The sequence below is a fragment of the Winogradskyella forsetii genome (assembly GCF_013394595.1).
Lineage (GTDB): Bacteria > Bacteroidota > Bacteroidia > Flavobacteriales > Flavobacteriaceae > Winogradskyella > Winogradskyella forsetii.
Map to the genome: position 1 here is coordinate 2,264,069 of NZ_CP053348.1, position 25,057 is coordinate 2,289,125.

The 25,057-nt window shown below is 34.1% G+C and carries 21 protein-coding genes; 7 read left to right on the forward strand and 14 right to left on the reverse strand.

From position 1 onward, the window contains the following. Positions 1-86 precede the first annotated feature (86 nt). From HM987_RS09750 to tilS, 4 genes are all read right to left on the reverse strand, one after another. Positions 87-3,623, reverse strand: a complete 3,537-nt coding sequence (locus HM987_RS09750; protein WP_179007635.1) for a T9SS type A sorting domain-containing protein — start codon at positions 3,621-3,623, stop codon at positions 87-89. A 24-nt stretch (positions 3,624-3,647) separates the two neighbouring features. Continuing rightward, positions 3,648-4,616 carry a YheT family hydrolase gene (locus HM987_RS09755; protein WP_179007637.1) on the reverse strand — a complete coding sequence of 323 codons (969 nt, stop codon included), beginning with the start codon at positions 4,614-4,616 and terminating at the stop codon, positions 3,648-3,650. A gap of 204 nt (positions 4,617-4,820) precedes the next feature. Beyond that, a complete protein-coding gene (gene ade, locus HM987_RS09760) occupies positions 4,821-6,443 on the reverse strand; it encodes an adenine deaminase (RefSeq protein WP_179009977.1) in 1,623 nt (540 codons plus the stop codon). A 167-nt stretch (positions 6,444-6,610) separates the two neighbouring features. After that, positions 6,611-7,939, reverse strand: coding sequence for a tRNA lysidine(34) synthetase TilS (tilS, locus tag HM987_RS09765; protein ID WP_179007639.1), 1,329 nt, complete (start codon positions 7,937-7,939; stop codon positions 6,611-6,613). Between the two features lie 330 nt (positions 7,940-8,269). Here tilS and HM987_RS09770 point away from each other — a divergent pair, with 330 nt between their 5' ends. Continuing rightward, positions 8,270-8,959 (forward strand): hypothetical protein, encoded by a 690-nt coding sequence (locus tag HM987_RS09770; protein WP_179007641.1) that lies wholly within the window; start codon positions 8,270-8,272, stop codon positions 8,957-8,959. Positions 8,960-9,105: 146 nt separating this feature from the next. On the opposite strand, the gene HM987_RS09775 is transcribed toward HM987_RS09770, so the two are convergent. Continuing rightward, on the reverse strand, positions 9,106-10,446 hold the full coding sequence (locus tag HM987_RS09775) for an anthranilate synthase component I family protein (RefSeq protein WP_179007643.1): 1,341 nt from the start codon (positions 10,444-10,446) through the stop codon (positions 9,106-9,108). 183 nt (positions 10,447-10,629) lie between these two features. Between HM987_RS09775 and HM987_RS09780 the strand changes: the two genes are divergently transcribed. Then, on the forward strand, positions 10,630-11,520 hold the full coding sequence (locus HM987_RS09780; RefSeq protein WP_179007645.1) for an aldose 1-epimerase family protein: 891 nt from the start codon (positions 10,630-10,632) through the stop codon (positions 11,518-11,520). A 386-nt stretch (positions 11,521-11,906) separates the two neighbouring features. After that, positions 11,907-13,256, forward strand: a complete 1,350-nt coding sequence (locus HM987_RS09785; protein ID WP_179007647.1) for a DEAD/DEAH box helicase — start codon at positions 11,907-11,909, stop codon at positions 13,254-13,256. 161 nt (positions 13,257-13,417) lie between these two features. Here HM987_RS09785 and HM987_RS09790 read toward each other — a convergent pair whose 3' ends face one another. From HM987_RS09790 to HM987_RS09810, 5 genes are all read right to left on the reverse strand, one after another. Next, on the reverse strand, positions 13,418-14,245 hold the full coding sequence (locus tag HM987_RS09790; RefSeq protein WP_179007649.1) for a mechanosensitive ion channel family protein: 828 nt from the start codon (positions 14,243-14,245) through the stop codon (positions 13,418-13,420). Positions 14,246-14,277: 32 nt separating this feature from the next. Next, a complete protein-coding gene (locus tag HM987_RS09795; protein WP_179007651.1) occupies positions 14,278-14,454 on the reverse strand; it encodes a hypothetical protein in 177 nt (58 codons plus the stop codon). After that, positions 14,438-15,031 (reverse strand): RNA polymerase sigma factor, encoded by a 594-nt coding sequence (locus tag HM987_RS09800; RefSeq protein ID WP_179007652.1) that lies wholly within the window; start codon positions 15,029-15,031, stop codon positions 14,438-14,440. Before HM987_RS09800 ends, HM987_RS09795 begins: the two co-directional genes overlap by 17 nt. A gap of 107 nt (positions 15,032-15,138) precedes the next feature. Beyond that, complete coding sequence (locus HM987_RS09805; RefSeq protein ID WP_178988152.1) at positions 15,139-15,543, reverse strand: DUF2721 domain-containing protein; 405 nt, start codon at positions 15,541-15,543, stop codon at positions 15,139-15,141. Between the two features lie 100 nt (positions 15,544-15,643). Continuing rightward, positions 15,644-16,060 (reverse strand): MotA/TolQ/ExbB proton channel family protein, encoded by a 417-nt coding sequence (locus HM987_RS09810; protein ID WP_229724360.1) that lies wholly within the window; start codon positions 16,058-16,060, stop codon positions 15,644-15,646. A gap of 190 nt (positions 16,061-16,250) precedes the next feature. Between HM987_RS09810 and HM987_RS09815 the strand changes: the two genes are divergently transcribed. The 3 genes from HM987_RS09815 to HM987_RS09825 all read left to right on the forward strand — a co-directional run bounded on the left by HM987_RS09815 (position 16,251) and on the right by HM987_RS09825 (position 18,683). Beyond that, positions 16,251-17,321, forward strand: coding sequence for a sensor histidine kinase (locus tag HM987_RS09815; RefSeq protein WP_179007653.1), 1,071 nt, complete (start codon positions 16,251-16,253; stop codon positions 17,319-17,321). Beyond that, positions 17,314-18,024 (forward strand): LytR/AlgR family response regulator transcription factor, encoded by a 711-nt coding sequence (locus tag HM987_RS09820; RefSeq protein ID WP_179007654.1) that lies wholly within the window; start codon positions 17,314-17,316, stop codon positions 18,022-18,024. The genes HM987_RS09815 and HM987_RS09820 overlap by 8 nt, the downstream gene beginning before the upstream one ends. A gap of 68 nt (positions 18,025-18,092) precedes the next feature. Continuing rightward, complete coding sequence (locus tag HM987_RS09825; RefSeq protein WP_179007655.1) at positions 18,093-18,683, forward strand: hypothetical protein; 591 nt, start codon at positions 18,093-18,095, stop codon at positions 18,681-18,683. Positions 18,684-18,971: 288 nt separating this feature from the next. Here HM987_RS09825 and fabV read toward each other — a convergent pair whose 3' ends face one another. From fabV to HM987_RS09845, 4 genes are all read right to left on the reverse strand, one after another. Next, positions 18,972-20,162 carry an enoyl-ACP reductase FabV gene (fabV, locus tag HM987_RS09830; RefSeq protein ID WP_179007656.1) on the reverse strand — a complete coding sequence of 397 codons (1,191 nt, stop codon included), beginning with the start codon at positions 20,160-20,162 and terminating at the stop codon, positions 18,972-18,974. 20 nt (positions 20,163-20,182) lie between these two features. Beyond that, on the reverse strand, positions 20,183-21,583 hold the full coding sequence (lpdA, locus tag HM987_RS09835; protein WP_179007657.1) for a dihydrolipoyl dehydrogenase: 1,401 nt from the start codon (positions 21,581-21,583) through the stop codon (positions 20,183-20,185). Between the two features lie 448 nt (positions 21,584-22,031). Then, positions 22,032-22,802: a LuxR C-terminal-related transcriptional regulator gene (locus HM987_RS09840; protein WP_179007658.1), complete on the reverse strand. Its 771-nt coding sequence runs from the start codon at positions 22,800-22,802 to the stop codon at positions 22,032-22,034. A 428-nt stretch (positions 22,803-23,230) separates the two neighbouring features. Beyond that, on the reverse strand, positions 23,231-23,689 hold the full coding sequence (locus HM987_RS09845) for an Lrp/AsnC family transcriptional regulator (protein WP_179007659.1): 459 nt from the start codon (positions 23,687-23,689) through the stop codon (positions 23,231-23,233). A 158-nt stretch (positions 23,690-23,847) separates the two neighbouring features. On the opposite strand from HM987_RS09845, the gene HM987_RS09850 reads away from it, so the two are divergent. Beyond that, positions 23,848-25,047 carry an aminotransferase class I/II-fold pyridoxal phosphate-dependent enzyme gene (locus tag HM987_RS09850; protein WP_179007660.1) on the forward strand — a complete coding sequence of 400 codons (1,200 nt, stop codon included), beginning with the start codon at positions 23,848-23,850 and terminating at the stop codon, positions 25,045-25,047. Positions 25,048-25,057 lie beyond the last annotated feature (10 nt).

Sequence of the window (25,057 nt, forward strand, 5' to 3'; positions counted from 1 at the left end):
AAACATGTTAAATATTCATAACGCAAAAGAGTGCTTATTGTATTTTAAGCACTCTTTTGCGCAACGTTTATATCTGAATAAACAGACTAGTTTTTAATGAATTTTTTAGTTGATTTTGAAGCGCCAGATTGTATTTCCAAGAAATACACACCTTTGGTTAAACTTGAAACATCCAAGGTATATTCTGAAATAGATAATTGAATGTCATTCAACACTCTCCCATTAATATCAACTATCGTTAACTTATCCATAATCTTGTGAGATGTAATTTTTAGTTGGTCTTTTGCAGGATTTGGAAATAATTGAATGGATTGTGCATTAAATTCAACAATACTCAATGGCGCAACGATTTCTGTGTTTACCGTGTTTGTTGTGATTGGCGGATTAAAATCGAAGAATATATCTGCTGTGCCACTGATAATGTCACCTACTTCCACATCGCTTTTTGGTTTTATTTTGAAGGCGATATAACCATGAGAGTTAGGCTCGTCTGTTGTGGTATCTGGTAAGTTGATGTTATTGAATATAAAACTCACATCAGTTTCATCGGTTATTTCCACACGACCTGTATGACTTAAATTTTCCAATTGCATGGTAGTCCAATCTAGTTTGCTATCCAATATATGTTCAACTCTCACATTAATGGCACTTGCAGTACCTGTATTTTGAAAACGAATTAGATAATGTAAATAGTTATCGGCTTCTTCAATAGTGATTTCTTCGCCTTCTAAAACTGCGATATCGTTGGGATCGTAGGAACCTATGACCGTTTGCTCTAAAGTGAATACATTGTCTTCTTCTGTTTCGTCTCCGGAAACTGGATTTACAGTTGCTGTTGCCACAAGTATATCATCAATGTTTGTGATTGGCGGTGCAGATACGTTGAATTCTAAATCTATGGTTCTCGTTTCAAAAGGATTGAGGTCTGTGAAATTGAAGGTTAATGAGTTTGCTGATTGTGAGCTTATGGTTTCACTTGCGTTTAAGAAGTTTATTTTTGAATCATTGAACTCAAACGAAACAGAACCACTTAGTTGGGTTGTGCCGATGTTGTTGTACACTAATTGGTATGTGGTGTTGAAGCCTGGTCTTGGGTTGTTGAAGGACGAATATACACTAATAGTTAAATCATTAGCAACACCTATGGGTTCTATACAAAAATTTGCTACATCTGAATTTCCTATATCAATGAAACTTGTTGAATGAGAAACGGGATTCGAATCAAAATAAGAAGGTAAGTTAATTATTGTAGTTATATAATCACCCGTATCCGTTGATATGTAATAATTACCGTATTGTCGAGTTACTGTAGAAAAAGCATTTATTCCATTATCTGAGGATAAAATTAGATTCTCTAATGCTATGTCATTATTATCACAGCCATCAGAATTCAAATCCATATTTACTGTTCCATTTATTTCGTTTCCTAAATACCCTAAATTTTCATGCCAAGCTATTGTATTATCATTCAATGATGCAGAAAGTATATCGATATCACCGTCATTATCTATATCTATTGCATAGACTGACAATGTGCCATCGGCGTTTGAAGTAATTATCTGTTGAGGTCCAAAAGTTCCTTCACCATCTATATTTTCAAACCAAGCTATTTTATCATCAAGTTGTGATGCAGAAATCACATCAAAATCACCATCATTATCAATATCTTCTGCATATACTGATGCTGCAGAATCAGCTCCAACGGTGATTACTTGCTGTGCACCGAAATTTCCTAATCCATCAATGTTTTCATACCATGCTATTTTATCATCGTTTGATGAAGCCGAAAGCACATCCATATCTCCATCATTATCAATATCTATTGCATAAACGCATAATGCATTAACCGAATTTGAAGTAATTACCTGTTGAGGTCCGAAAACTCCCATTCCATTAGTGTTTTCATACCATGCTATTTTATCATCGAATCTTGATGCCGATAACACATCCATATCTCCATCATTATCTATATCTATAGCATAAACTGATGATGGACCACTAACCTCTTCACTAATTTCGTGTTGAAGCCCAAAATCTCCAAGACCATTTACGTTTTCATACCATACTATCTTATTAAACGAAAATGACAACACATCCATATCCCCATCATTATCTAAATCATCGGCATAGACAGATAACGGATCTATGGCATTAGAAACTAATTGTTTAGAACTAAAAAAACCTTGCCCGTCAATGTTTTCAAACCATACTATTTCATTGTTTCCTGGAGACGTAGAAAGTACATCAACATCTCCGTCACCATCTAAATCTTCTGCATAAACAGCAGCTGCAGCATCCACATCGATAGAAATTACTTTTTGTCCATCAAAACTTCCATTTACGTTTTCGAACCATGCAACTTTATCATCATTGAAGGAAGCAGAAAGCACATCCATATCTCCATCACCATCTATATCTGTTGAGTAAATGGATTTTGGACTATCAACAATTATTGGCATTAATATTCTAACTCCAAAGTTGCCTTGTCCATCAATATTTTTATACCATGCAATCACATCTTCATCTATAGAAGCAGAGACTAAATCTACGTATCCATCACTATCCATATCTGCTGCAAATGCATTTCTAACACCAGTAGTGTTGCTTATTAAAACTTGATTACTAAACGTGCCTTGTCCATCAATGTTTTCACACCAGCCGACATTATTACTCCCACTATCATTTGACCATAATACATCCATATCTCCATCACTATCTATATCTTTAGCAATTACTGAAAAAGAAAAAGAAGAGGAGGCTAAAGTTTGACCAGCATCAAAGTTACCATTACCATCAAGGTTTTCAAACCATTTTATACCACTATATCTCGAAGTTGCCAAAACATCCTGATCCCCATCACCATCTAAATCTTCGGAAAAGACTGAATAAGCCCAGCCAAAATTCGAGACTATTATTTGTTCTGAACTAAAGTTGCCTAAACCATCAATATTTTCATACCAAGCTATTTTATCATCATTTGCAGATGCGGATAATACATCCATATCACCATCTCCGTCAATATCTTTAGCATATACTGAATTAGCATAATCGGCATTAATAGAAATTATTTGCTGAGGACCAAAAGTTCCTTGGCCATCAATATTTTCATACCAAGCAATTTTATCATCAAACCATGATGCAGATAATACATCCATATCACCATCATTATCGAGATCCTCAGAGTATACTGAATTTGCACCAAAAACATTTAATGTAATTATCTGTTGAGCACCGAATGTTCCTTGACCATCGATATTTTCGTACCACGCAATTTTATTAACTCCACTAGAAGCAGATAACACATCAATATCGCCATCTCCATCAATATCACTAGCATGCACTGAGGTGGAATTATAAATATCATTACTAAGGTTCGAAACTTCCGTTGTAATTACCTTCAAAGAAGTAAAATTATCCGAACTGTCCAAGTTCTCATGCCATCCAATGACATTTCGGTTATTAGAAATAATATCCATGTCGCCATCACCATCTAAATCCTCTATATATGTAGAATGCAATTCATTTATATTATTGTTAATTATAATATTTTCCTCAAACCCAATCTGCCCAAAACCAAATTGCAAACAAAAAACCAAAATAACAATAACGTGAAACTGCTTCATATCTGTAAATTTAAAATCGCCAAATTAACACTTTTTAACATTTCTCACAAACTCCAAAGCACGCCGTTCATTATAATAAACATTTCCTTTATCGATGAACCCAACATGTCCTCCATACTTTGGCATTTCAAAATGCAGATTTGGATTATGCTTAGCTTCCTTTACAGGATAACATGCAGCAGATAAAAAGGAATCGTTAAGTGAGTTAATAATTAACGATGGCACTTTAATATTAGGCAAGAATTGCAGACAACTCGCTTTCTCATAATAATCTAAAGCACTCTCAAAACCATGTGCTTTTGCGGTGTAAACGTCGTCAAAATCAATTAAAGTTTTAATAGCGTTAAAATCCGTAACTGATATATTTTTAGGATATTGAATTAATTTAGGTTTCAACTTATCTTTTAAATGATTTAAAAAACGAATCGCATAATGTCGGTTTTTTAAACTCAGTAATTCGTCGCAAGACCCTTTTAAATTGCACGGTGTGGAAATGGCAATAACAGCTTTAATTTCATTTGGAATGTCGTTGCCTTCGCCTACATATTTTAAAGCCATGTTTGCTCCAAGACTTATGCCTTTTATGTAAATGTCATCATAAATGTTTTTTGATAAAATATGCTTTACCACCGCATCTAAATCTTCGGTTGCACCAGAATGATAACTGCGGAATAAAAGATTAGGTTCGCCACTGCACCCTCTAAAATTTACGGCACAAGCATCAATGCCATTACCGTTAAATAGTTTCGCTGTTCCTGTGATGTATGGTCGTTGTGCATTGCCTTCGAGTCCGTGTAATAGAATAATGACTTTATTCGATTTTTGCTTTGCGTAGCTCCAATCTAAATCCAAAAAGTCGGTATCTGGTAAGGTGATGCGTTCCCTTGTTTGGATTACACCTTCAACTTTTCGGGCTAGTCCTGAAAATACAGTGGACACAAAGCTTTTTTTTGCCCAGAACGGCGGTTTGTAGGTTGGTTCTAAAATTGGCATTTTTTATTGGATCTATGGTATTAGATGAATAGTAACTGTGCTGAATTCATAATATTTTTACTGGAAATCACAATCTATAGCTTTCCGATTAAATCAATCTATTTTTCTTATAAAATTTTATTAAAATTTATTTTAATTTTCTCTAAACCCTTACCAAAACAAAGATCTAGTAGTCAATATTTTGAGCCTATGTAAAATAATATATTATAATACTTCTACGGAAGTAAACTTAAATTTCCCACCATCAAATAAGCCTTTATCACTAAGCTTTAAAGAAGGAATTACCAACAATGCCATAAACGATAAACTCATATATGGTGCATGAAGTTTGCTACCTAGTTGCTTGGCCATTTTATCCAATTCTGCATATTGTCTGCCAATTGTTTCGGCATTTTGGTCGCTCATAATTCCTGCCATAGGAAGTGCGACCACTTTTTCTTCATTATCACTAATAGCGCAAATACCACCTTCATTTTCAATCAAGAGATTAACCGCTTTACAAATCGCTTCGTCAGAGACGCCAACAGCAATAATATTATGCGAATCATGACCAACCGAACTGGCAATGGCGCCTTCTTTTAATCCAATGTTTTTGATGAAACCTATGGCTGGTTTTTGATTTTCATACCGATTAACCACAGCCATTTTTAAAATATCGGTTTTAGTATTTGAAATTAAATTACCATCTTCGATAGTTGCATTTTCTATGAGTTCGTTTGTCACTAATTCGCCATCCTTACATTCAATAACTCGAATTTTTTCAGCCTGAGACTCCAATCTGAAATCTGAAATTTCTTTTTTATCTGTGTTGAAATTATTCAAATTCTCAAATTCTACATGCTCTATTTTTGATTCTCTCTTATCAAAGACCAATGCTCCATTAATATAAGTTTGAAGCGTTTTAAAGTCGTTTAAATCTTCAACAATTATACAATCCGCATCATCTCCAACATTTAAAAGTCCAACGTCCAAATTATAATGCTTAACAGGATTTACACAAGCTGCTCGCAATACTTTAAAAACATCAACTCCTTTGGCGACAGCTCTTGCACACAATTGATTAATGTGACCAAGCAACAAATCATCTGGATGTTTATCATCACTACAGAACATCATATTTAGGAAATGCTCGTCGAGCAAACCGATTAAAGCTTCAAAATTTTTGGCAGCACTACCCTCTCTGATAATGACTTTCATGCCTTTTTGAAGTTTTTCTAAGCCTTCGTCGTAAGTAAAACATTCGTGATCGGTTGAAATGCCTGCTGAGATATATTTGTTTAAATCCTCTCCAAGAAGTCCAGGCGCATGACCATCAATGGGTTTATTGTAGTGTTTTGCCCATTTTAGTTTTTTAAGAACTTCTGCATCATCATAAATAACGCCTGGATAATTCATCATTTCGGCTAAATACTTGATGTCTGGATTTGCCATTAAAGTTTTAATAGCGTCTGAATCGATCTCAGCTCCTGCCGATTCAAAACTTGTGGCTGGCACACAAGAAGGTGCTCCAAAATTAAACTTGAAAGGGGTTTGTTTCCCGTTTTCTATCATGAATTCAACACCTTTTACACCAAGGACATTGGCGATTTCGTGAGGGTCGGAAACTGTAGCGACCGTTCCGTGCTTTACAGCAATTTTGGCAAATTCACTTGGAACTAACATTGTACTTTCAATATGGATGTGCGCATCTATAAAACCTGGTAAGATGAAATGGTTTTCTTCGCTTTCCTTTTCTTCGATGGATTTAATTTTACCATTTTCAATGGTAACCTCTCCTTTGAAGATTTTGCCGTTTGGGATGTCTATGATGTTTCCTTTAAGTTTCAAATTATTTGTTGTTTTTGACCACGGATTTACACGGTTTTCTTTTGACACGAATTTCATTAATGACCACTAATTCTTACTCTTCACCAATACTAAATTTCTATTTCCTGTAATTACGAACAGATTTACAGAGTACACACTATGTTTCTCAGAGAGGTTAAATTTGTCAATTATTCAGATGTCTGTTCTATTTTAATTCTTAAAATTTCCTTGGTTTCTGGTGTTACTTTAAATCTATCATCAGCACGCTTACCAACTACCCAAACCACCTCACTATTTGAGGTTAGCAACCATGTATGTTCTTTTTCAACCAAAGATAATTTTTCATCTTTTAGAAATTTACTGACTTTCTTTTTGCCTTTCATTCCTAGAGGTTGAAATACATCTCCTGCTTTCCAAAGTCGCAATTCTAAAGGATATTTTAATTTTTCTTTATCGACAAAAATTGAATGGTTTGACGTTTTCTTAATGGCATCGGCTTCATCAAAAAATAGAATTCCTAAAGGTGTATTTACTTTTGAATGATTTTCATCAATCCATAGAGATTCTTCGCTTTGCTCTGAATGACATAGATCCGTCAAGATTAAATGTTCACGATGCTTTATTAAGCGATGCGAATTCGATTTTACCAACTTGCCAGATTGAGCATCTAATAAATCCTCAACATCATTCCATTCTGTAAATCCATAGTTTTTAAAACATTCAAATAGATAGGCCTTTGGATTCTTGACATTTTTAAATTCTGAAACCTTATAACTTATGCCGTATTCATCAATTTTTGCAATGACTTTTTTCTTAAAATCATTTAGACTTTTCTCGACGATTTCTGCCGTATCATTGAGATTATCGATAGTGTTTTTAAAACTATTCAGTAATTCTGGATTGATTTCTTTTAGAATTGGAACCACTTCATGACGCAATTTATTCCTTAAATATTTTCTGGAAGAATTACTAGAATCTTCGCGCCAATTGATTTTTTCTTTTTTTGCAAAAGTTTCAATTTGATTTCTAGAGAATGGCAATAAAGGTCTAACAATGTTGTTATTTATCATCGGAATTCCCGTTAAGCCATTTAAGCCTGTCCCTCTTGTAAAATTAATCAGAAAAGTTTCGAGGTTATCGTCGGCGTGATGTGCTGTTAAGATATAATCGAATTTTAACTGCGTTGCTAATTCCTTAAACCAATCGTAACGTAATTCGCGTGCAGCCATTTGGATGGAACGCTTGTGTGCTTTGGCATAAACTTCGGTATCAAAATTTTGGATAAAGATTTCGACATCAAATTCATCGGCTAGTTCTAGGACAAAATCTTCGTCTTTATTGCTTTCTTCTTCGCGTAAATTAAAATTGCAATGGGCGAGTGAAAAATTCAACTGTAATGAATGGCATAAATGTGCAAGCACAACACTATCAATGCCTCCCGAAAGGGCAATTAACAATTTTCGGTCTTTTAAAATTGAAAGCTTTTTATTGATATGATTTTTGAAGTCTTCTTCCACTTCTCAAAGGTATTGAAAATAATTACACAAAGTTTCACGGAGAATACACGAAGATTCACAGAGAAGATAGACTAGATGAGTTATAAGCAAAACACCTGCAAAATTCAAGGCAAAATATGGAGAAAAACTATGAACGTGCTTGTAATTGAAACAACAGTAATCCGAGGCAAAATTGACTAAATAACAGAATAACTTCATTCAAATTCATAAACTGATAATTAACATTCGGATGACTGAGGACTGCGACTAAACAATAAAGTTAAAATGACAATTATCATAACAGCATATTTTCTTTTTGATTAACTTTAAGGGAATTTAAAATATTAGGTTATGAGTGTATTTGAAGAATTAACATCGAAATCTGCACGAACCGCCTTTGATAAAAAGGTGCTTTCTGCACTACCACATTTACATCCTTATGTAAAACACAGAATTTATATTGCTGAAACCACAGGAATCTTGCCGAAAAACATGTTTTCCTCTAATGGAATCATCGATGAAAGTATAATCATACTTTATGATAAAGGGTTTAATGTGGATGCTGAGCCCATGGCTGTAAAATTAGAACTGTTCAGAATTGTGGATAGTTATATGAATGTCTTGTTTAAAAACGAAGCCTATCATAAAGATACTATAAGCACTGACGCTATTCTCAAAAAGGAATTATCAAAACTTAACGAAGACTTTACGGTTGACGCCGATTTTGATTTTATTCTGAATACGGAACTCAATGATATTTCTTATCATCAAGATCAGATGGAACCCTTGCAATTATATGCCAATAAGGAATCTTCAATTTTAAAAGCTTTTGAGGTTAAGGATTTATCTTCAAAACAATCTCCTAAGGTATTCGGTCAGCTTTATAATTGGTTGCCTTTTAATGTCTCTAATATTGTGGATTTATATATTATTGGGAAGTTGGATTTTGAGTCTATTGCTAAGATTAAAAAGATCGAGCAGAAACGGGTTGAAGCTATTTTTGAAAAGGTTAAGCGCACTTTTAGAAGACACATTGAATAGGGTTTTTCTTGCAGAGACGTAAAGGCGTAAAGGCGTAAAGGCGTAAAGTATTCTAAATAAATAGAGCTAAAAATAAAGTCTTATTATTTTTAATTTACACTTTATGCTGAAGACTAACTACTGAAAACTGCCACTGCGACTGAACACTAATTCCCCAAAGCCTCTCGCATGGCCTTTGCCTTTACCAAACATTCCTCATATTCTTTAAGCGGATCGCTTTTTGCTGTAATCGCGCTTCCGACAGAGTACGAAACATATTTTTTTGTTTCATTATAAAGAATACTTCTTATGATGACATTGAAATCGAAATCGCCATTTGGCGTAAAATAGCCCACGGAACCCGAATATAAACCGCGTTTGGTTTCTTCAAGTTCTTCAATAATTTTCATGGCTGAAATTTTTGGCGCACCTGTCATGCTGCCCATTGGGAATGTCGTTTTTATGACGTCTATGGGATTGGTTTCAGCCTTGACTTCAGATTGAATTGTGGATATCATTTGGTGGACTTGCAAAAAGGAATACACTTTGCACAATTCTTTTACTTCAACACTTCCCTTTTTTGCGGTATGTGCTAAATCGTTACGCACCAAATCGACGATCATAATGTTTTCGCTACGTTCTTTTGGATCATTTGCCAAATCTTCGGCCAATTTTAAATCTTCGGTTTTATGTTCTGATCGTTTGGCAGTTCCTTTAATCGGTTGGGAAATTACAGTGTTTCCATTTTTTTGAATGTAGCGTTCTGGCGACGCAGACATTAAGTATTTATCTTCAAATTTTAAGAAACTGGCAAATGGTGGTTTTGAAATATTATTTAACTTTTTGAAAGTTTCCAAAGGATTTATTTCGCTGTTTTCCGCATAAAACTCTTGACAAAAATTAGCTTCGTAAATGTCGCCTCTGTAGATGTGGGCGAGCATTTTGGCTATCTTTTCAAAATAGTCGTCTTTGTGGATTCTAAGTTTAATTTTAATATAGTCAGAGCTCCTTTGACTCGCTTCGACTTCGCTTCGACTACGCTGTGTGTCCACGCTCAGCGACCTGCGCTCATTATAACATTTTTCTATAGATTTTAAATCGTTATCAATCTCATCATCTACCATTTTTAGATATTGAATCTCAACGTGATTATCTTTTATTAAAAATAATTTCTTCGGTTGAAAAAAATACAATTCTGGAAAGTCCAATTCATCTAAATTTTCAGATTTTAACTGTTCCGTATTGTTTTTTAAATCGTAAGTAAGAAAACCAAAAATCCAATCGTTTGTTGCCGTTTGAAATTCCTTTAAACGCTCAAAGGCGTCAAAATAATCGGTACGTATAACGATCAGTGCATCTACAGCTAAAATAGCATCATAATTACTGTATTGGTCTTTGTGATGGTTAGAATCCAACCAAACAATATCATCAAATTGCTGACTCCAAAGCAATAGATTTTGCTTAAAGTTCTCAAGGTTTTCAGGCTGATGGATTTGTGTTGTTCTCAATAGAAAAATAATTGCTGCAATTTACCGAAATTAAATTGTTTCTTCTAACCTGCAAGGTTTCAAAAACCTTGTAGGTTTAAATATTAATTTTTCCGAAAAATAAATTAAATACTTGTAAGGTATTTGTAAGCTTTCAGGATAAAACAAGAGAAGAATTGTATATTTCAGTAAATTTTAATAAAAATGCCTAGTTTAAAAAACAACCTCTTACAAATCAACATCAAATCTAAAGGTGCTGAGTTATGTAATATCACTTCCGTAAAAAATAAAACCGAATTTATGTGGCAAGCTGATCCTGAGATTTGGGGAAGTCATGCGCCAAATTTGTTTCCTATTATTGGTTGTATGAAAGATGACAGCTATATCTACAAAAACAAATCTTATCACATGCCGAAACATGGTTTTGCAAGACATAACGATGATTTCACAATTAAAAATCAGACGGAGTCGAGTATCACTTTTTCATTGGTTTCAAATGAAGACTTATTTGAGATGTACCCATTTTTATTCGAGTTCAACAATACTTATACACTTTCAGAAAATAGACTAACCATTAATCATACGGTTACCAATATAGATGAAAAACCATTATATTTTTCTTTAGGCGGTCATCCGGCTTTTAATTGTCCGATTTCAAAAGAGGAGAACTACACCGATTATTATTTAGAATTTGAGAAGCCTGAAAATACCGCATCTTATGTGTTGAATATGAATACTGGTTTGTTAACTGATGAAACGATACCTGTATTTACAGACGGTAATAAGATTGACTTACGTCCAGATTTATTTAATGAAGATGCTTTAATTTTCAAGGATTTAAAGTCGAGAATCGTCAATTTAAAACACAAAACCAACGGAAAAATCTTAGCCGTCAATTTTGAAGATTTTAAACAATTGGGAATTTGGGCCAAACCAAATGCGTCTTATGTCTGTATTGAACCTTGGTTGGGTATTGCTGATCATGAAAACACTGACCAAAACATTGATACTAAAGAAGGGATTTTGGAACTTGAAGCTGCTGCTGTTTTTGAGGCTAGTTATAGTATTGAAATTGACGAAAAGCATTTGGTATAGTTTTTTTATAAGGGCTATTCTTAATAATTTATAAGGAAATAAAAATGAATTTGTCTATTAAATGTAGACCATGAGTTATTAACCCATATGCAATACCTAAAGGCATTGAGGTAAAAAAGCTATCGGCTTTTTACCCATATATTGTCCCTAAAAGGGACAGGTTTTTTATGTTATCAAATTGGAAAAAAATTAGGTATATTATTCATTTATCAAACAATCAAGTTTCGACAAATTTTGTCCTGTTAAGGACAATATATTGGTAAAACATACAAGTCAGTTTAAAAAAGTGCCTTTAGGTACTATATATGGGTTCTAAAATTTTAACTCAGATTACGAATTAGAATAACCACTTTGGAAAATGTATCTTTGCAACTTAAAATAACGATGTGACTTTTCAAGATCTCAATTTAAATACACCTTTATACAACGCTTTAGATGATTTAGGCTTTGACACACCTACGCCTATTCAAGAAGAATCCTTTAGCGTGGTGGCTTCTGGAAAGGATGTGGTTGGTATTGCACAAACTGGTACTGGTAAGACCCTTGCCTATATGTTGCCCATTTTACGAAACCTTAAATATTCGCAACAAGATAACCCAAGGGTTTTGGTTTTGGTGCCTACGCGTGAATTGGTGGTGCAAGTTGTGAGTGAGATTGAAAAATTTTCTAAATACATCAACAATCGTGTGTTGGGTGTTTATGGTGGTACCAATATTAATACACAAAAACAAGCGGTTGCACAAGGTCAGGATATTATTGTAGCAACTCCTGGACGACTTTACGATTTAGCCGTGAGTAGGGTTTTACAATTAAAATCGATTCAGAAATTAGTGATTGACGAAGTGGACGTGATGCTCGATTTAGGTTTTAGACATCAACTGATGAATATTTTTGACATTCTTCCACAGCGTCGCCAAAACATTATGTATTCGGCAACTATGACCAAAGATGTGGATGATTTGATTACCGATTTTTTTATTAATCCCACAAAAATATCGATTGCGGTTTCTGGTACGCCTTTGGAAAACATTAAACAAGAACGTTACGATGTTCCTAACTTTTACACTAAAGTCAACCTATTGGAACATTTACTTCAAGATAAAGAGGCATTTTCAAAAGTCCTGATTTTTGTGGCCTACAAGAAAATGGCTGACCGCCTTTTTGATCAATTGGAGGACTTATTCCCGAATGAATCTTGTGTTATCCATTCCAACAAAACACAAAATTACCGCTTACGCAGTATTGAACAATTTAGAGAAGGTGAAAACCGACTGTTGGTAGCTACAGACGTCATGGCAAGAGGCCTGGATATTGAAGGGGTTTCCCATGTCATCAACTTTGACACACCAGATTATCCTGAAAACTACATGCACAGAATCGGTAGAACCGGTAGAGCTGAACAAGAAGGCCATTCTATTCTTTTTTCTACTGAAACCGAACAGGAAGGTTTAGAGCGTATAGAGGAACTCATGCAAATGAAAATTGAAACGCTCACTATTCCTGAAAACGTTGAGATTTCAACAGAATTAATTGAAGAAGAACGTCCACAGATTAGAGAGCGAAACAATCCCACAAAACGACGTGATGAAGATGCACCAGGTCCCGCTTTTCATGAAAAGAAAGAAAAAAACCAAAAGGAAAATTTAGGTGGTTCTTATAGACGGGAAATTGCTAAAAAGTATAAAAAACCGAAAACTCGAGGCGATAAGAATTATAACCGACGGAATAAGAAATAGTGTTTCAGTCCCAGTGGTCAGTGGTCAGTGGTCAGTAAGATACTCACTCTATAAAAATAAAAAACCCTAATCAAATTAATGAAAAGGGTTTTCAATATACCTCAAGTACATGCAGGATTACATTTTATGTAAACATAAAACCTATGACCCTAACCTCATAGTTAATCCTGCATTTGTACTTGATTTTCTACTAAATCCTTAATGGGCACAATAAGTCGTCCTTTAGGATTTTTTAATATTACTGAAATGCTTTGAACAGCATCAATTGTATAAGTTTCATTGTTGAAGATGATTTTTTGCCCAACTTCGAAAGTCTTACGAGCGTAAAATGTATTTAATAATTTACCGACGACTTCCCTTGCTCCTAAGCCAACTGCGATTGCAAATGCACCTAGAAAAGCAGCTAATATCATAGTGATGTTGCTCGTAATGATTTCTGTATCAATTCCCGCTTGGTTCAAAGCTGTGATCGATATGAATGTTAGCAATAAGAAAAACACCACCTGACTTATCATTTTCCCACCAGACAAATCCATGGATTCAAAAAGTGATTTCAGATTATTCTTAACAAAATTTGCAAAGATTAAGCCTAAAATAAAAATCAGCAACGCTGCAAATAATTGTGGTAAATAAGCCAAAAGTTCTCCAACCTGATTAGAAATAATCTCTAAGCCAATAGCATCTGAAGCAGTAATGATTATAATGATATACATTATATATTTCACAAACTTAGACACCACTTTTATAGTATCAAATTTCAATTGCTTCCCTTCTACTATCTCTATAGAGTTTAGCTTTTCATCAAGTTTATCTGCTTTGGCGATTTTCAATACCTTTTTTATGGCTTTAACGATAAACTTTGTAATCAACCAACCAATTACAATAATTAATAAGGCTCCCAACGCCTTAAAAGCAATGGATGCAATTTCTGGCCACATTGATGACAATGATTGCATTGCTGAGTTCTTATATTCTGTAAAATTTTTCATACTAATAATTTTAAGTTAGGGTTTATTTAGTATTATTCCTTCTTTCTTTTATTCGTTACACTCTCAATAATATGTCCAATATTATACGAAAACAACTCCGCTATTTCCATAAAAAGCTTCGCCATGGCAATATCGTGCATAACTTTGCCTTTAAGTTCTTGTGGAACTTCCTGTAAAGGTTGGTCTAGGTTTTTAAATGGATTTTCCATCTGTCGTATAATTAGTGTACTTCTGTACAAGTTTTTCTTTTGCTCTTTTTAATCGCATTTTAACCGCACTTTCCCCAATATCTAAAGCGTCAGCCAGTTCTTTAATTGATAAATTATCTTGATATTTTAATAACAGAATCATTTTTTCATCTGGCGAAATCATTTCCATGACTTTCTTTAACTGTTCTACTCTCATGCTTTCAAACTCACGGGTAGAATCGATGTCTTCGCCAATATTCTCAATGTCAAAATTTTCAGTGCTAACCGACTTTTTTTCAAACTTTTTAGCCGTATTTCTGGTCACATAATTCACACAATGATTGTAGGTAAATGCATATAACCAAGTTGAAAATTTTGATTTCCCTTTAAAACTCGCCAATTTCACGAACACCCTTAAAAAAACATCTTGGGTTAAATCCTTGGCCTCGTCAACACCATTTGCAAATCCATAACATTTGTTATATACCATGCTCTCATATCTATCGTATAGCACCTCGAACAACAGAGTATCGTTGGTTTTGACAATGGCTTCTACGAGCGCTTCATCGGTTAGGTTATGAACAGCGTCTTGTGTCAAGAGATTTTATGATCGGATTAATGGATTGATATTAAACTCATTTTAAGGAGTATGTAAAGTTAAGACACTAAAAATATTATGAGGTCACATTTTATTTAATAATTTTCTTACTTTTTTAAATGATTTTCAATATCTCCCAAATGATGTTGTAATGCCTGAGCTGATATTTGAATTTCCCATATTAAAAAAGCCAAAGACACTATGAGTAGCAAAAGCCCAATTCCAAAGGCCCAAACTGCTATAACATCATAATTTACATAGATTAAAAACATTGTAAGCACACAAAATAACAAACTAGTGATTCCTGAAATTTGCATGTACCTAGTTAATTTTACTCTTAACTTTAGATTGTTTATCTGCCTAAGAATAGAACTATCCTGATGCTCTAGATATTGGTCGCGTAAATTCCGAATGATAGCTGCATAAGCCAAAAACCGATTCGTATAGGCCAACATGATTAAGGATATTGCCGAAAATAAAAGTGCTGGTGTTGTGAGGGTTAGTTCTTCCATTAGGATGTTTTTACAAAATTACAGAATATTAAGGTCTGGACGTAAAAAAAGCGAACTTTAAAAAGTTCGCTTCATTTAATGGATAATTTTTCCGTTAGAATTATTCCTGTTTTTCAGAATTGACAAACCAACGTAACACTAGAATTCCAATTCTTGCAATTACAAAAGTAAATAATCCAAAAGTGGCTGTTAAGAGCGACACTTTTAATCCACCAGCGAACATAGCTGGATTAGGATTTCCCATCGCTTCCACAGAATCAAAGGCTGAAATTAAGCCTATAACAGACCCTAAAAACCCTAAAACCAGTCCCAACAGACTGGAATCTACCGTTAGTTTTAGCATTTTTTCGGTTTTTGCCATATCTTTCTTAAGGTTGATGAAGCCGTTAATTAAAAGGAATATGGACAATAAAAGACAGATTAAAATAAGCGACATAAAGAATGGGCCACCTTCGTTAAATCGATCCACAAATGGATTGGAAATGATTATAACATTTGAAATTACTAATTCGTTCATGATCAATGATATTAAGTTAAACATACCTCAAACTTAAAACATAAATACCTTCAATATATATATTTGCGACGGATAACCATTTTAAGTTGGGATTTGGCACTATGTTGAATCCATTGCTAATTCCGTTATTCGTCTATAAACTCATAAAACACTCTAAAAATACAGTATTATTGTAATATGGATTTTCTAAATGCTTAAAACGAATTTCATATATAAAAAAATCGGTCAAGGCCTGCTCCATATTATATTCTGGTGTGCTGTGCTCCTATTCTACACCTATTTTTTTGGTGTTGGCAGTAATAATTTTGGAGATACATTAATATTTTCTTTGTTTTTGATGCCGATTACAATTGCCACAACTTATGTCTCCATTTATAAATTAATACCAGATTATCTCATAGCAAAACGTTATTTTCAGTTTGTACTTTATAGTATTTATACGCTGATAATTTCAGCGTATTTAGTCATGGTTTCTATCTTTTTTAGTTTGATTTATATTTCAAATTTTGAATATAATGACATGAATCCTTTGACTAGAAATATTCTTTTCGTGTTGACCGGAATATATCTTGTCACCTTCATAGTAAGTGCGTTTAAGCTGATGAAACTAAATATAAGGGCTTCAAAAAGAACCCAAACGCTTGAAACTAAAATTCTTGAAACACAATTGAAATTAAAAGAACAAGAACTGAAATATTTAAAAATGCAGATTCATCCACACTTTCTGTTTAACACGCTGAATACTATGTATGGTTTCGCATTGAAAAAAGCGGATGAAACACCAGAAATGATATTAAAACTATCCAACTTGTTGGATTACTTATTGTATCAAGTGGATAAACCGTTTGTAAGTTTGAATGATGAAATACATCATATTGAAGATTATATCAGCTTAGAGCAAATGCGATTTAGTGATACTTTGAGCGTAAATTTTTCAAAACATATAAGTTCAGAACCCATTGAAATTGCGCCCATGTTATTGATACCTTTTGTTGAAAACAGTTTTAAACATGGAAAAATCAGGAATGGTAAACTGGAAATACTTATTGATATTATAGCAACCCATGATAAAATTGATTTCAAAATTGAAAATACCTGTACCAAAGATTCAAACACTGATGAAGGTATTGGTTTGGAAAATATAAAAAAGCGTTTGGTATTCTTATACCCGAATCAACATCATCTCAAAATTAATAGAGATGAAAATAATTATATGGTCGCCTTAAACTTAAACCTAAACCCAACGTTAAAAGATGTCTAAAACTATTTCTTGTATCATTGTTGACGATGAAATAATGGCGCGGGACATTATAGCTTCGCACTTATCCAAAATTGAAAACATGAACGTTATTGCACAATGTAAAAATGCGATTGAAGCCTTTAATTTTATTAATAACCATAAAGTTGACTTAATTTTTTTAGATATTAATATGCCTGAGGTTTCGGGCATTTCCTTTGCCAAATCCATAAATAAAAATATCAAGATTATCTTTACCACGGCCTATAGAGATTATGCTGTTGAAGGTTTTGATTTGCAAGCTGTAGATTATCTTTTAAAACCTATTGCTTTTGAGCGCTTATTGAAATCCGTAAACCGTTATTTTGAAGTGAGCGCTTCTTCAATTGAAAATTTTTCAGAACCATCAGAAAATAACGACTTCATATTTGTACGTTCTGACCGAAAAATGCTGAAAGTAGATTTTGATTCTATTCTCTATATTGAAAGTTTAAGTGATTATATCAAAATACATCTTTCCAACTCCATCATTGTAACTAGGGAAACCATCACAGCCATTGAAGCCAAATTACCCAAAAATCGATTCCTGAGAATCCATAGGTCTTATATTGTGGCTTTATCACAAATTCAGTCTTTTACAAATGAACAGGTTACAGTTCATCGAAAAGCGCTTTCCATTAGTCGAAGTTATAAGAAAGAAGTTTTGAAACTTCTGGAAAATTTTTAACTTTAAGAAAATAAACACCCGAATCTTAACGTTGTATAGTTACTGCTATGCTATTGAATACCTGCTAAATGAATGATTATCTACACGACACGATTCCCAATTTAAAGCCATTTAGCTATGAGCGTCATCACGATTCCCATTTTATAAATCAGCAATGGGTATTGGTCAATGGTATTTCTAAAAAGAAATCGATTTATACCTTTAAAGAAGATAATGTTCTTGAAATATCCCGAAAAAACAACGTTATTAAAACCACTTGGAATATCAATATCCAAAACAATTTTACCATTGAAACCGAGGATGGGCTGATTACTGTGGAAGCTTATTTTAAGGATGATGATATTTTAGTGCTTAACAATCAAGATAAAGAGGAATTTGCGCTTTACATCAATACGACAAATTATGAAGACGAGCTGAATTCGATTGAAGATATTCAAGCGTATTTAAAAGAGAAATATAAAAAGAAAGTCAGCACCATTATTTACGATCACGAATTCTATTATATTGAAAAATCAAAAGAATTCGGACCATTCACGGTTGAACAACTTTCAGAAAAAGTAAAAAACGAAGAAATCAGTACCTATTGTTTTGTTAGGGACGTTAATGAGTACGACTATAGTAAGCGGCTTCGTATTGAGGATTTGATTCAGGAACTTTGAAAGCGTATTCAGTCCCAGTGTTCAGTATTCAGTATTCAGTGAAAAGTGAAACGTTTTTTAATTTACTCTGAAAGTCAATTATTGGTTTCATTTAATTCTTCTGTGAATCTTCATGCCTTCACTGTGGAACTTTGTGTAATAATTTATTTAAAATCCCAAAAATTCTCAGGAGCTAAGTTGCAAAGCAAAATATCCGCACAGATATGTGAGTTGAGTGAAATTAGTGTCAAAAAAAAGCGAAAATCCATTACAGAACTTCGCTTTTCAAATTATGTTATATCTAATTACTTATACTTGCAATCCAGTAATAGCGACCATTTCATCCACATCCTTATCATAGTCAACGCCATCAACTTCAAATCCAAAGAGATTAAAGAAATCGGTTTTATAACCTTCTAAATCGCCAATATTTGGCAGAGTTTCTGTGGTTGCTTGTTTCCAAAGTTCTAAGACTTTTGCTTGGATATCGTCTCGCATTTCCCAATCGTCAATGCGTATTCTTCCAGCGTCATCCAATTCTAAATTTTCAGCATATAGACGTTCGTTAAACAATCGTTCAATTTGCTCAATACATCCTTCGTGAATGCCTTCGTCCTTCATCACTTGATACAATAATGAAATGTATAATGGAATTACAGGAATTGCAGAACTCGCTTGGGTTACTAGGGCTTTATTCACAGAAACATAGGCTTTCCCATTGATGTCCTCTAAAGTATCCGTAATTTTAAAAGCTGTCGCTTCCAAATCATCTTTCGCCGCTCCAATTGTTCCTTTTCTGTAAACGGCTTCAGTTAATGATGGTCCGATATAAGAATAGGCAACAGTTTTAAAATCCTCAGATAATACATCTTCAGATTTTAATAAATCAATCCACATTTGCCAATCTTCGCCTCCCATTACAGCCACTGTATTTTCAATATCATCGCCAGAACTTGGTTCAATAGAAATTTCCTTGACTTCGCCTGTATGAAAATCGACCGTCTTATTAGTAAAAGTGTCTCCAATGGGTTTTAGAACAGACTTAAAACGTTCGCCTGTATCGGGATGCGTTCTTACTGGCGAAGCCAAACTGTAAATCAGCATATCTATTTTACCCAAATCGTCTTTTATTAATTTTAAGGTTTGTGCTTTAATTTCGTTAGAAAACGCATCGCCATTGATACTTTTGGCATATAAACCATCTTTGTGAGCTTGTTTCTCAAAAGCTGCACTATTGTACCAACCTGGCGAAGCAGGACGCCCTTCTGATGGTGGCTTTTCGAAAAACACACCAATAGTTGAAGCATCAGAGCCATAAGCACTTGTTATTCTCGAGGCTAAACCAAATCCGGTTGAAGCGCCAATTACCAATACTTTTTTAGGCCCGTTTTTAGTTGGTCGTTCTTTTATATAATTTATTTGATCCAATACATTTTGCTCACAACCTGTTGGATGCGAGGTTAAACAAATAAATCCTCTAGTTCTTGGTTCTATTATCATATCTTTTTGGTCTAATTGGTCTATACGTGTAATGCTCTATCGTCAGTTGCTGCTAAAGCGGCTTCTTTTACTGCTTCGGCGAATGTTGGGTGTGCATGTGACATACGGGAAATATCTTCAGCCGAAGCTCTATATTCCATCGCCACAACTGCTTCCGCAATTAAATCGGCACAACGTGCACCAATCATATGGATTCCCAATACTTCATCTGTAGATTTATCGGCTAATATTTTTACAAAACCGTCTAAATCACCACTTGCTCTAGCGCGTCCTAAAGCTCTAAATGGAAATTGACCCACTTTATATGCTACATTATCGGCTTTTAGTTCCTCTTCAGTTTTACCAACCGCAGCGACTTCTGGCCAGGTATAAACCACACCTGGAATTAAGTTATAATCAATATGAGGTTTTTGTCCTGCCATAGTTTCCGCTACAAAAACACCTTCTTCCTCAGCTTTATGTGCCAACATCGCGCCTTTGATGACATCGCCAATAGCATAAATATGGGATGCAGAGGTTTGTAGATGCTCATTAACTTCAACTTGTCCTCTATCATTGATTTTCACACCTGCAGCTTCCGCATTAAGGCCATCCGTATAAGGACGACGACCAACAGACACTAAGCAATAATCGCCTTTAAATTCCACGACTTCGCCTTTTTTGTTTTCAGCTTTTACAAGGACTTCATCACCTTTACGTTCAACAGATTGCACTTTATGCGATACCATCATTTTACATTTTGCCTTCTTAAAAACCTTATTCAATTCCTTAGACAAACCAGCATCCATAGTCGGTATAATTCTGTCCATATATTCTATAACCGTCACTTCTGCACCTAAACGACGATAGACTTGACCGAGCTCTAAACCAATAACACCGCCACCAATGATAATGAGGTGCTTTGGAATTTCTTTCAGTTTTAAAGCTTCAGTTGAAGTGATGATACGCTCCTTATCTAATTCTATAAATGGCAAGTTACTTGGCTTACTTCCTGTTGCAATGATGATTTTTTTTGCTTCAATTTCCTGAGCATCTTTACCATCAATTTTAATATGAGTCGCATCTTTAAAAGACCCTAACCCTTCAAAAACGTCAATATTATTTTTCTTCATTAAGAAATCAATACCACCAGTTGTTTGATCCACAACTGCTTGCTTACGACCAATCATTTTTTCCAGATTCACTTTAACGTCACCTGGAATCTCAATACCATGCTCTTCAAAATGTTTCGTGGCTTCTTCATAATGGTGCGACGAACTTAATAAGGCTTTGCTAGGAATACAGCCTACGTTCAAGCAAGTACCACCAAGCGTGGAATATTTTTCAATAATGGCAGTTTTCATGCCTAATTGTGCGCAACGAATTGCGGCTACATAACCGCCAGGTCCAGAACCTATTATTGCTACATCGTATGACTTCATAAGAAAATTTTTGTCTGATTAGTTTTAATACCAACAAAAATACGAATGTTTTGTGGGAAGGCAAACGGCTATTACATTGAATTTATGATTTATGTTTCCGAATCATAATAGATTCATTAATTCAAGATTGGGATTTTAGATCGTAATCATAGCTCACAGAATTCCTAGTGTTATTACCTATTAAAATATTTAAACTTTATGCCTTAAATATTCCCCATCCTAATAATAAAAAGAGATTTCGAAATAGCGTTCAGTTTACGTCGTAGCCGATTAGTATAGAATTAATGAAACCTGAGGTTTTGAAGAAATTGTCTAAAAAAAGCCCAAACTTTTAGCTGATTAAATTAATCTAAAAGAATGGACCTGTTTTCCCTAAGTTGCTAATAGCAAACCAAAATTGCATATTATTTAATGATGTCACAATACTCAATTTGAGTATTTATTTAATTTACAACCAATGTTGATTCATTTTTAACATACCAACGAGTTCTCCTGTTGACGAAATTTTAAGCTTTTTCAATATATTCCTTCGGTGTGTATCTACCGTGTGTGAACTTATACTTAACTTCTCAGAAATTTCTTTACTTGTATGGTTTAGCACCAGTAATCTTATAACGTCCCGTTCTCTGTTACTAATCCCATCATCTAATAATTTTTGCGAAAAGTTGTTAAAGTATATGGTTTCATATTCTTTTTTGGCGTTAAGCAATTTAGCAGAAGCCGTAATCTCCATTTTTATATTTGGATCCAAAACCGTGTAATGAGCTAATCCAATTATGGGTTTTCCAGCAGAATCAAAAACCAAAGGGGTTGTATTCTGTACGATATTGACATAAATATCATCTGCATTTTTCAATCTAAAATTCCATGTGTAATTCGCATCTTTTCGTCTCTCTTCTGGTATTTCACTGAGTGTAAATTCCATTAAATTATTAAGTGCGCTTAACCATGCATCAACATCCTCTGGATGAATTCTACTCCAAAAATAACGCATACCATGTACTTTTAGCTCACTTGCGTCTAATCCTAGGCACGACTTATAGTTTTTACTTACATATTCGAAAGTTAATTCTTGGGTATTGGTAACGCAAAAAAACGTAGAACTGTAAGGCAAATACTCATCGAGCTCTATTAATTTTTCGATATGTTTCTTTAGAGATGGCTTTTCATATGACTTGAATATAAAGCGATATAAATCTTTGATTTGGGACTGTTTCATAATGTAAAAGTAAAAAATTAATCTAATTGGGAAAACCTAACATATCTCCCATTCCAACGATAAATAAATATAAACCATAAAACGCATTTTCAATGGTTAACATAAGCTTAGATTTTGTTTTTATAAAAATGTGAAATCAAAGGGAATTTCACCAAAAAAAGTCATGGTAACACCTGTAAAGTAGCAAGTTAAAATAAAGCTGTATTTATTACAATTAAAAGAATTTCATTTTTTAAAAGTGATTGATAGCGGTCAAAAAAAATGTTCTAAATATCAGTTCTTTTTAATGCACAGAGTGCAATTTATAGAAAATCAAAAATTCCAATTCCCTTTATAATTCATTCATGAAAACCTATAGCAAAAGCTACAGCAACCAATATGAATATTGGAAAGAATTCGACGCGGTTGCAGATTGTGCTTGGTATGCGTTATATTGAAATTGCTGTGGTATGTTTCACTTCATTAATCATAAACATACTATAGGTACTACCAATATGGTCAATGGTGGTTAGTTTTTTGACCATAAACTCCCTAAACGCTTCCATATCTTCTACCAAAACTTTTATAAGGTAATCATAATCGCCACTAATATGATAACATTCTAAGACTTCATTAAGCTTGGCCACTTCCCTTTCAAATTTTACAACGTAATCTTGTGTATGTTGCACCAACTTAATATTACAAAATACCACAAAATCTTTATCAACTTTCTTTTTATCAACTAGTGCCACATAGCGATTAACAACTTTATTATTTTCAAGTTTTTTGATGCGTTCGTAAACTGCCGTAACCGACAAACCTAAGGCATGAGCTAATGCTTTGTTGGTTTGTTTACTGTCGTTTTGTAGCAGTTCTAATAATTTTCTGTCAATCACGTCGAAAGTCATTCTTATATTTTTTCAGGTTAAAATCAAATTTACTTATAAACATAGATTATAAATCTTATTATTAGATTAAATATAGTTTTATTTTCTAAATAATCAATTTATACTTGACAATACATCTAAAATTGTTCAATTTTGAATAACAATCAAATCAAGACAATATGGCTTTTAAACCTGCAAACAATATTCAAGATTTACAATACTTCGGTGAATTCGGAGGTGTGAATCCTTCCATTTCAGATTCATCAACCTATACGTTCTTATCTGCAAAAACAATGTTCGATACCTTTGAAGGTAATGCTGATGGCTGTTATTTATACTCGCGTCATTCATCGCCCTCAAACTTATATTTAGGCGAAGCTTTAGCTGCGATGGAAGGAACGGAGACAGCAACCGTTACAGCTTCAGGAATGGGAGCTATTACACCTGTATTGTTACAACTTTGCGATGCTGGAGATCATGTAGTAAGTAGCAGAACGATCTATGGAGGCACTTATGCTTTTCTTAAAAATTTTACGCCGCGTTTGGGTATTGAGACGACATTTATTGATATTACAAAACTAGATATTGTGGAAGCTGCAATTACACCGAAAACAAAAGTCTTGTATTGCGAATCCGTTAGCAATCCGCTATTAGAAGTTGCTGATATAAAGGGATTATCTAAACTAGCACAAAAACACAAGCTTAAATTGGTAGTTGACAATACGTTTTCCCCATTGTCCATTTCCCCTGTAAAATTGGGTGCAGATATCGTGGTACATAGTTTGACCAAATTCATCAACGGCTCTTCTGATACCGTTGGCGGTGTGGTTTGTGGTCGCCAAGAACTGATTGACGATTTACGAAACGTCAATAGTGGTGCTGCTATGCTATTGGGTTCTACCATGGATAGTTTACGTTCGGCTTCGGTTCTAAAGAATCTAAGAACCTTGCATATCAGGATGATGCAACACAGCCATAACGCCACTTTTTTAGCCGAAAAATTTGAAAATGATGGTCTTAAGACCGTTTACCCAGGTTTGACTTCTCACCCATCCCATGAGTTATTTAAATCCATGATGAATGAAAAATATGGCTTTGGTGGTATGATGACCATTGATGTTGGTACTCTAGATAAAGCTAATGCGTTGATGGAAATGATGCAAGAACGCAACCTTGGTTATTTGGCAGTTAGTTTAGGATTCTATAAAACCTTATTCAGTGCACCTGGCAGTTCTACATCGTCTGAAATTCCTGAGGAAGAACAAGAAGCAATGGGCTTGAGTGATGGTTTAATTCGTTTTTCTATCGGATTGGATGCCGATATTGAGAGGACTTATGAGATGATGAAGGCTTGTATGGTGGAATTGGACATTTTATAAACTTGAAAAA

What these genes read in the sequence shown, in the direction of transcription:
- HM987_RS09750 (WP_179007635.1), bottom strand. Translation starts at nt 3,623, where the DNA reads ATGAAGCAGTTTCACGTTATTGTTATTTTGGTTTTTTGTTTGCAATTT.
- HM987_RS09755 (WP_179007637.1), bottom strand. Translation starts at nt 4,616, where the DNA reads ATGCCAATTTTAGAACCAACCTACAAACCGCCGTTCTGGGCAAAAAAA.
- HM987_RS09770 (WP_179007641.1), top strand. Translation starts at nt 8,270, where the DNA reads ATGAGTGTATTTGAAGAATTAACATCGAAATCTGCACGAACCGCCTTT.
- HM987_RS09780 (WP_179007645.1), top strand. Translation starts at nt 10,630, where the DNA reads ATGCCTAGTTTAAAAAACAACCTCTTACAAATCAACATCAAATCTAAA.
- HM987_RS09790 (WP_179007649.1), bottom strand. Translation starts at nt 14,245, where the DNA reads ATGAAAAATTTTACAGAATATAAGAACTCAGCAATGCAATCATTGTCA.
- HM987_RS09795 (WP_179007651.1), bottom strand. Translation starts at nt 14,454, where the DNA reads ATGGAAAATCCATTTAAAAACCTAGACCAACCTTTACAGGAAGTTCCA.
- HM987_RS09805 (WP_178988152.1), bottom strand. Translation starts at nt 15,543, where the DNA reads ATGGAAGAACTAACCCTCACAACACCAGCACTTTTATTTTCGGCAATA.
- HM987_RS09810 (WP_229724360.1), bottom strand. Translation starts at nt 16,060, where the DNA reads ATGAACGAATTAGTAATTTCAAATGTTATAATCATTTCCAATCCATTT.
- HM987_RS09815 (WP_179007653.1), top strand. Translation starts at nt 16,251, where the DNA reads ATGCTTAAAACGAATTTCATATATAAAAAAATCGGTCAAGGCCTGCTC.
- HM987_RS09820 (WP_179007654.1), top strand. Translation starts at nt 17,314, where the DNA reads ATGTCTAAAACTATTTCTTGTATCATTGTTGACGATGAAATAATGGCG.
- HM987_RS09825 (WP_179007655.1), top strand. Translation starts at nt 18,093, where the DNA reads ATGAATGATTATCTACACGACACGATTCCCAATTTAAAGCCATTTAGC.
- fabV (WP_179007656.1), bottom strand. Translation starts at nt 20,162, where the DNA reads ATGATAATAGAACCAAGAACTAGAGGATTTATTTGTTTAACCTCGCAT.
- lpdA (WP_179007657.1), bottom strand. Translation starts at nt 21,583, where the DNA reads ATGAAGTCATACGATGTAGCAATAATAGGTTCTGGACCTGGCGGTTAT.
- HM987_RS09840 (WP_179007658.1), bottom strand. Translation starts at nt 22,802, where the DNA reads ATGAAACAGTCCCAAATCAAAGATTTATATCGCTTTATATTCAAGTCA.
- HM987_RS09845 (WP_179007659.1), bottom strand. Translation starts at nt 23,689, where the DNA reads ATGACTTTCGACGTGATTGACAGAAAATTATTAGAACTGCTACAAAAC.
- HM987_RS09850 (WP_179007660.1), top strand. Translation starts at nt 23,848, where the DNA reads ATGGCTTTTAAACCTGCAAACAATATTCAAGATTTACAATACTTCGGT.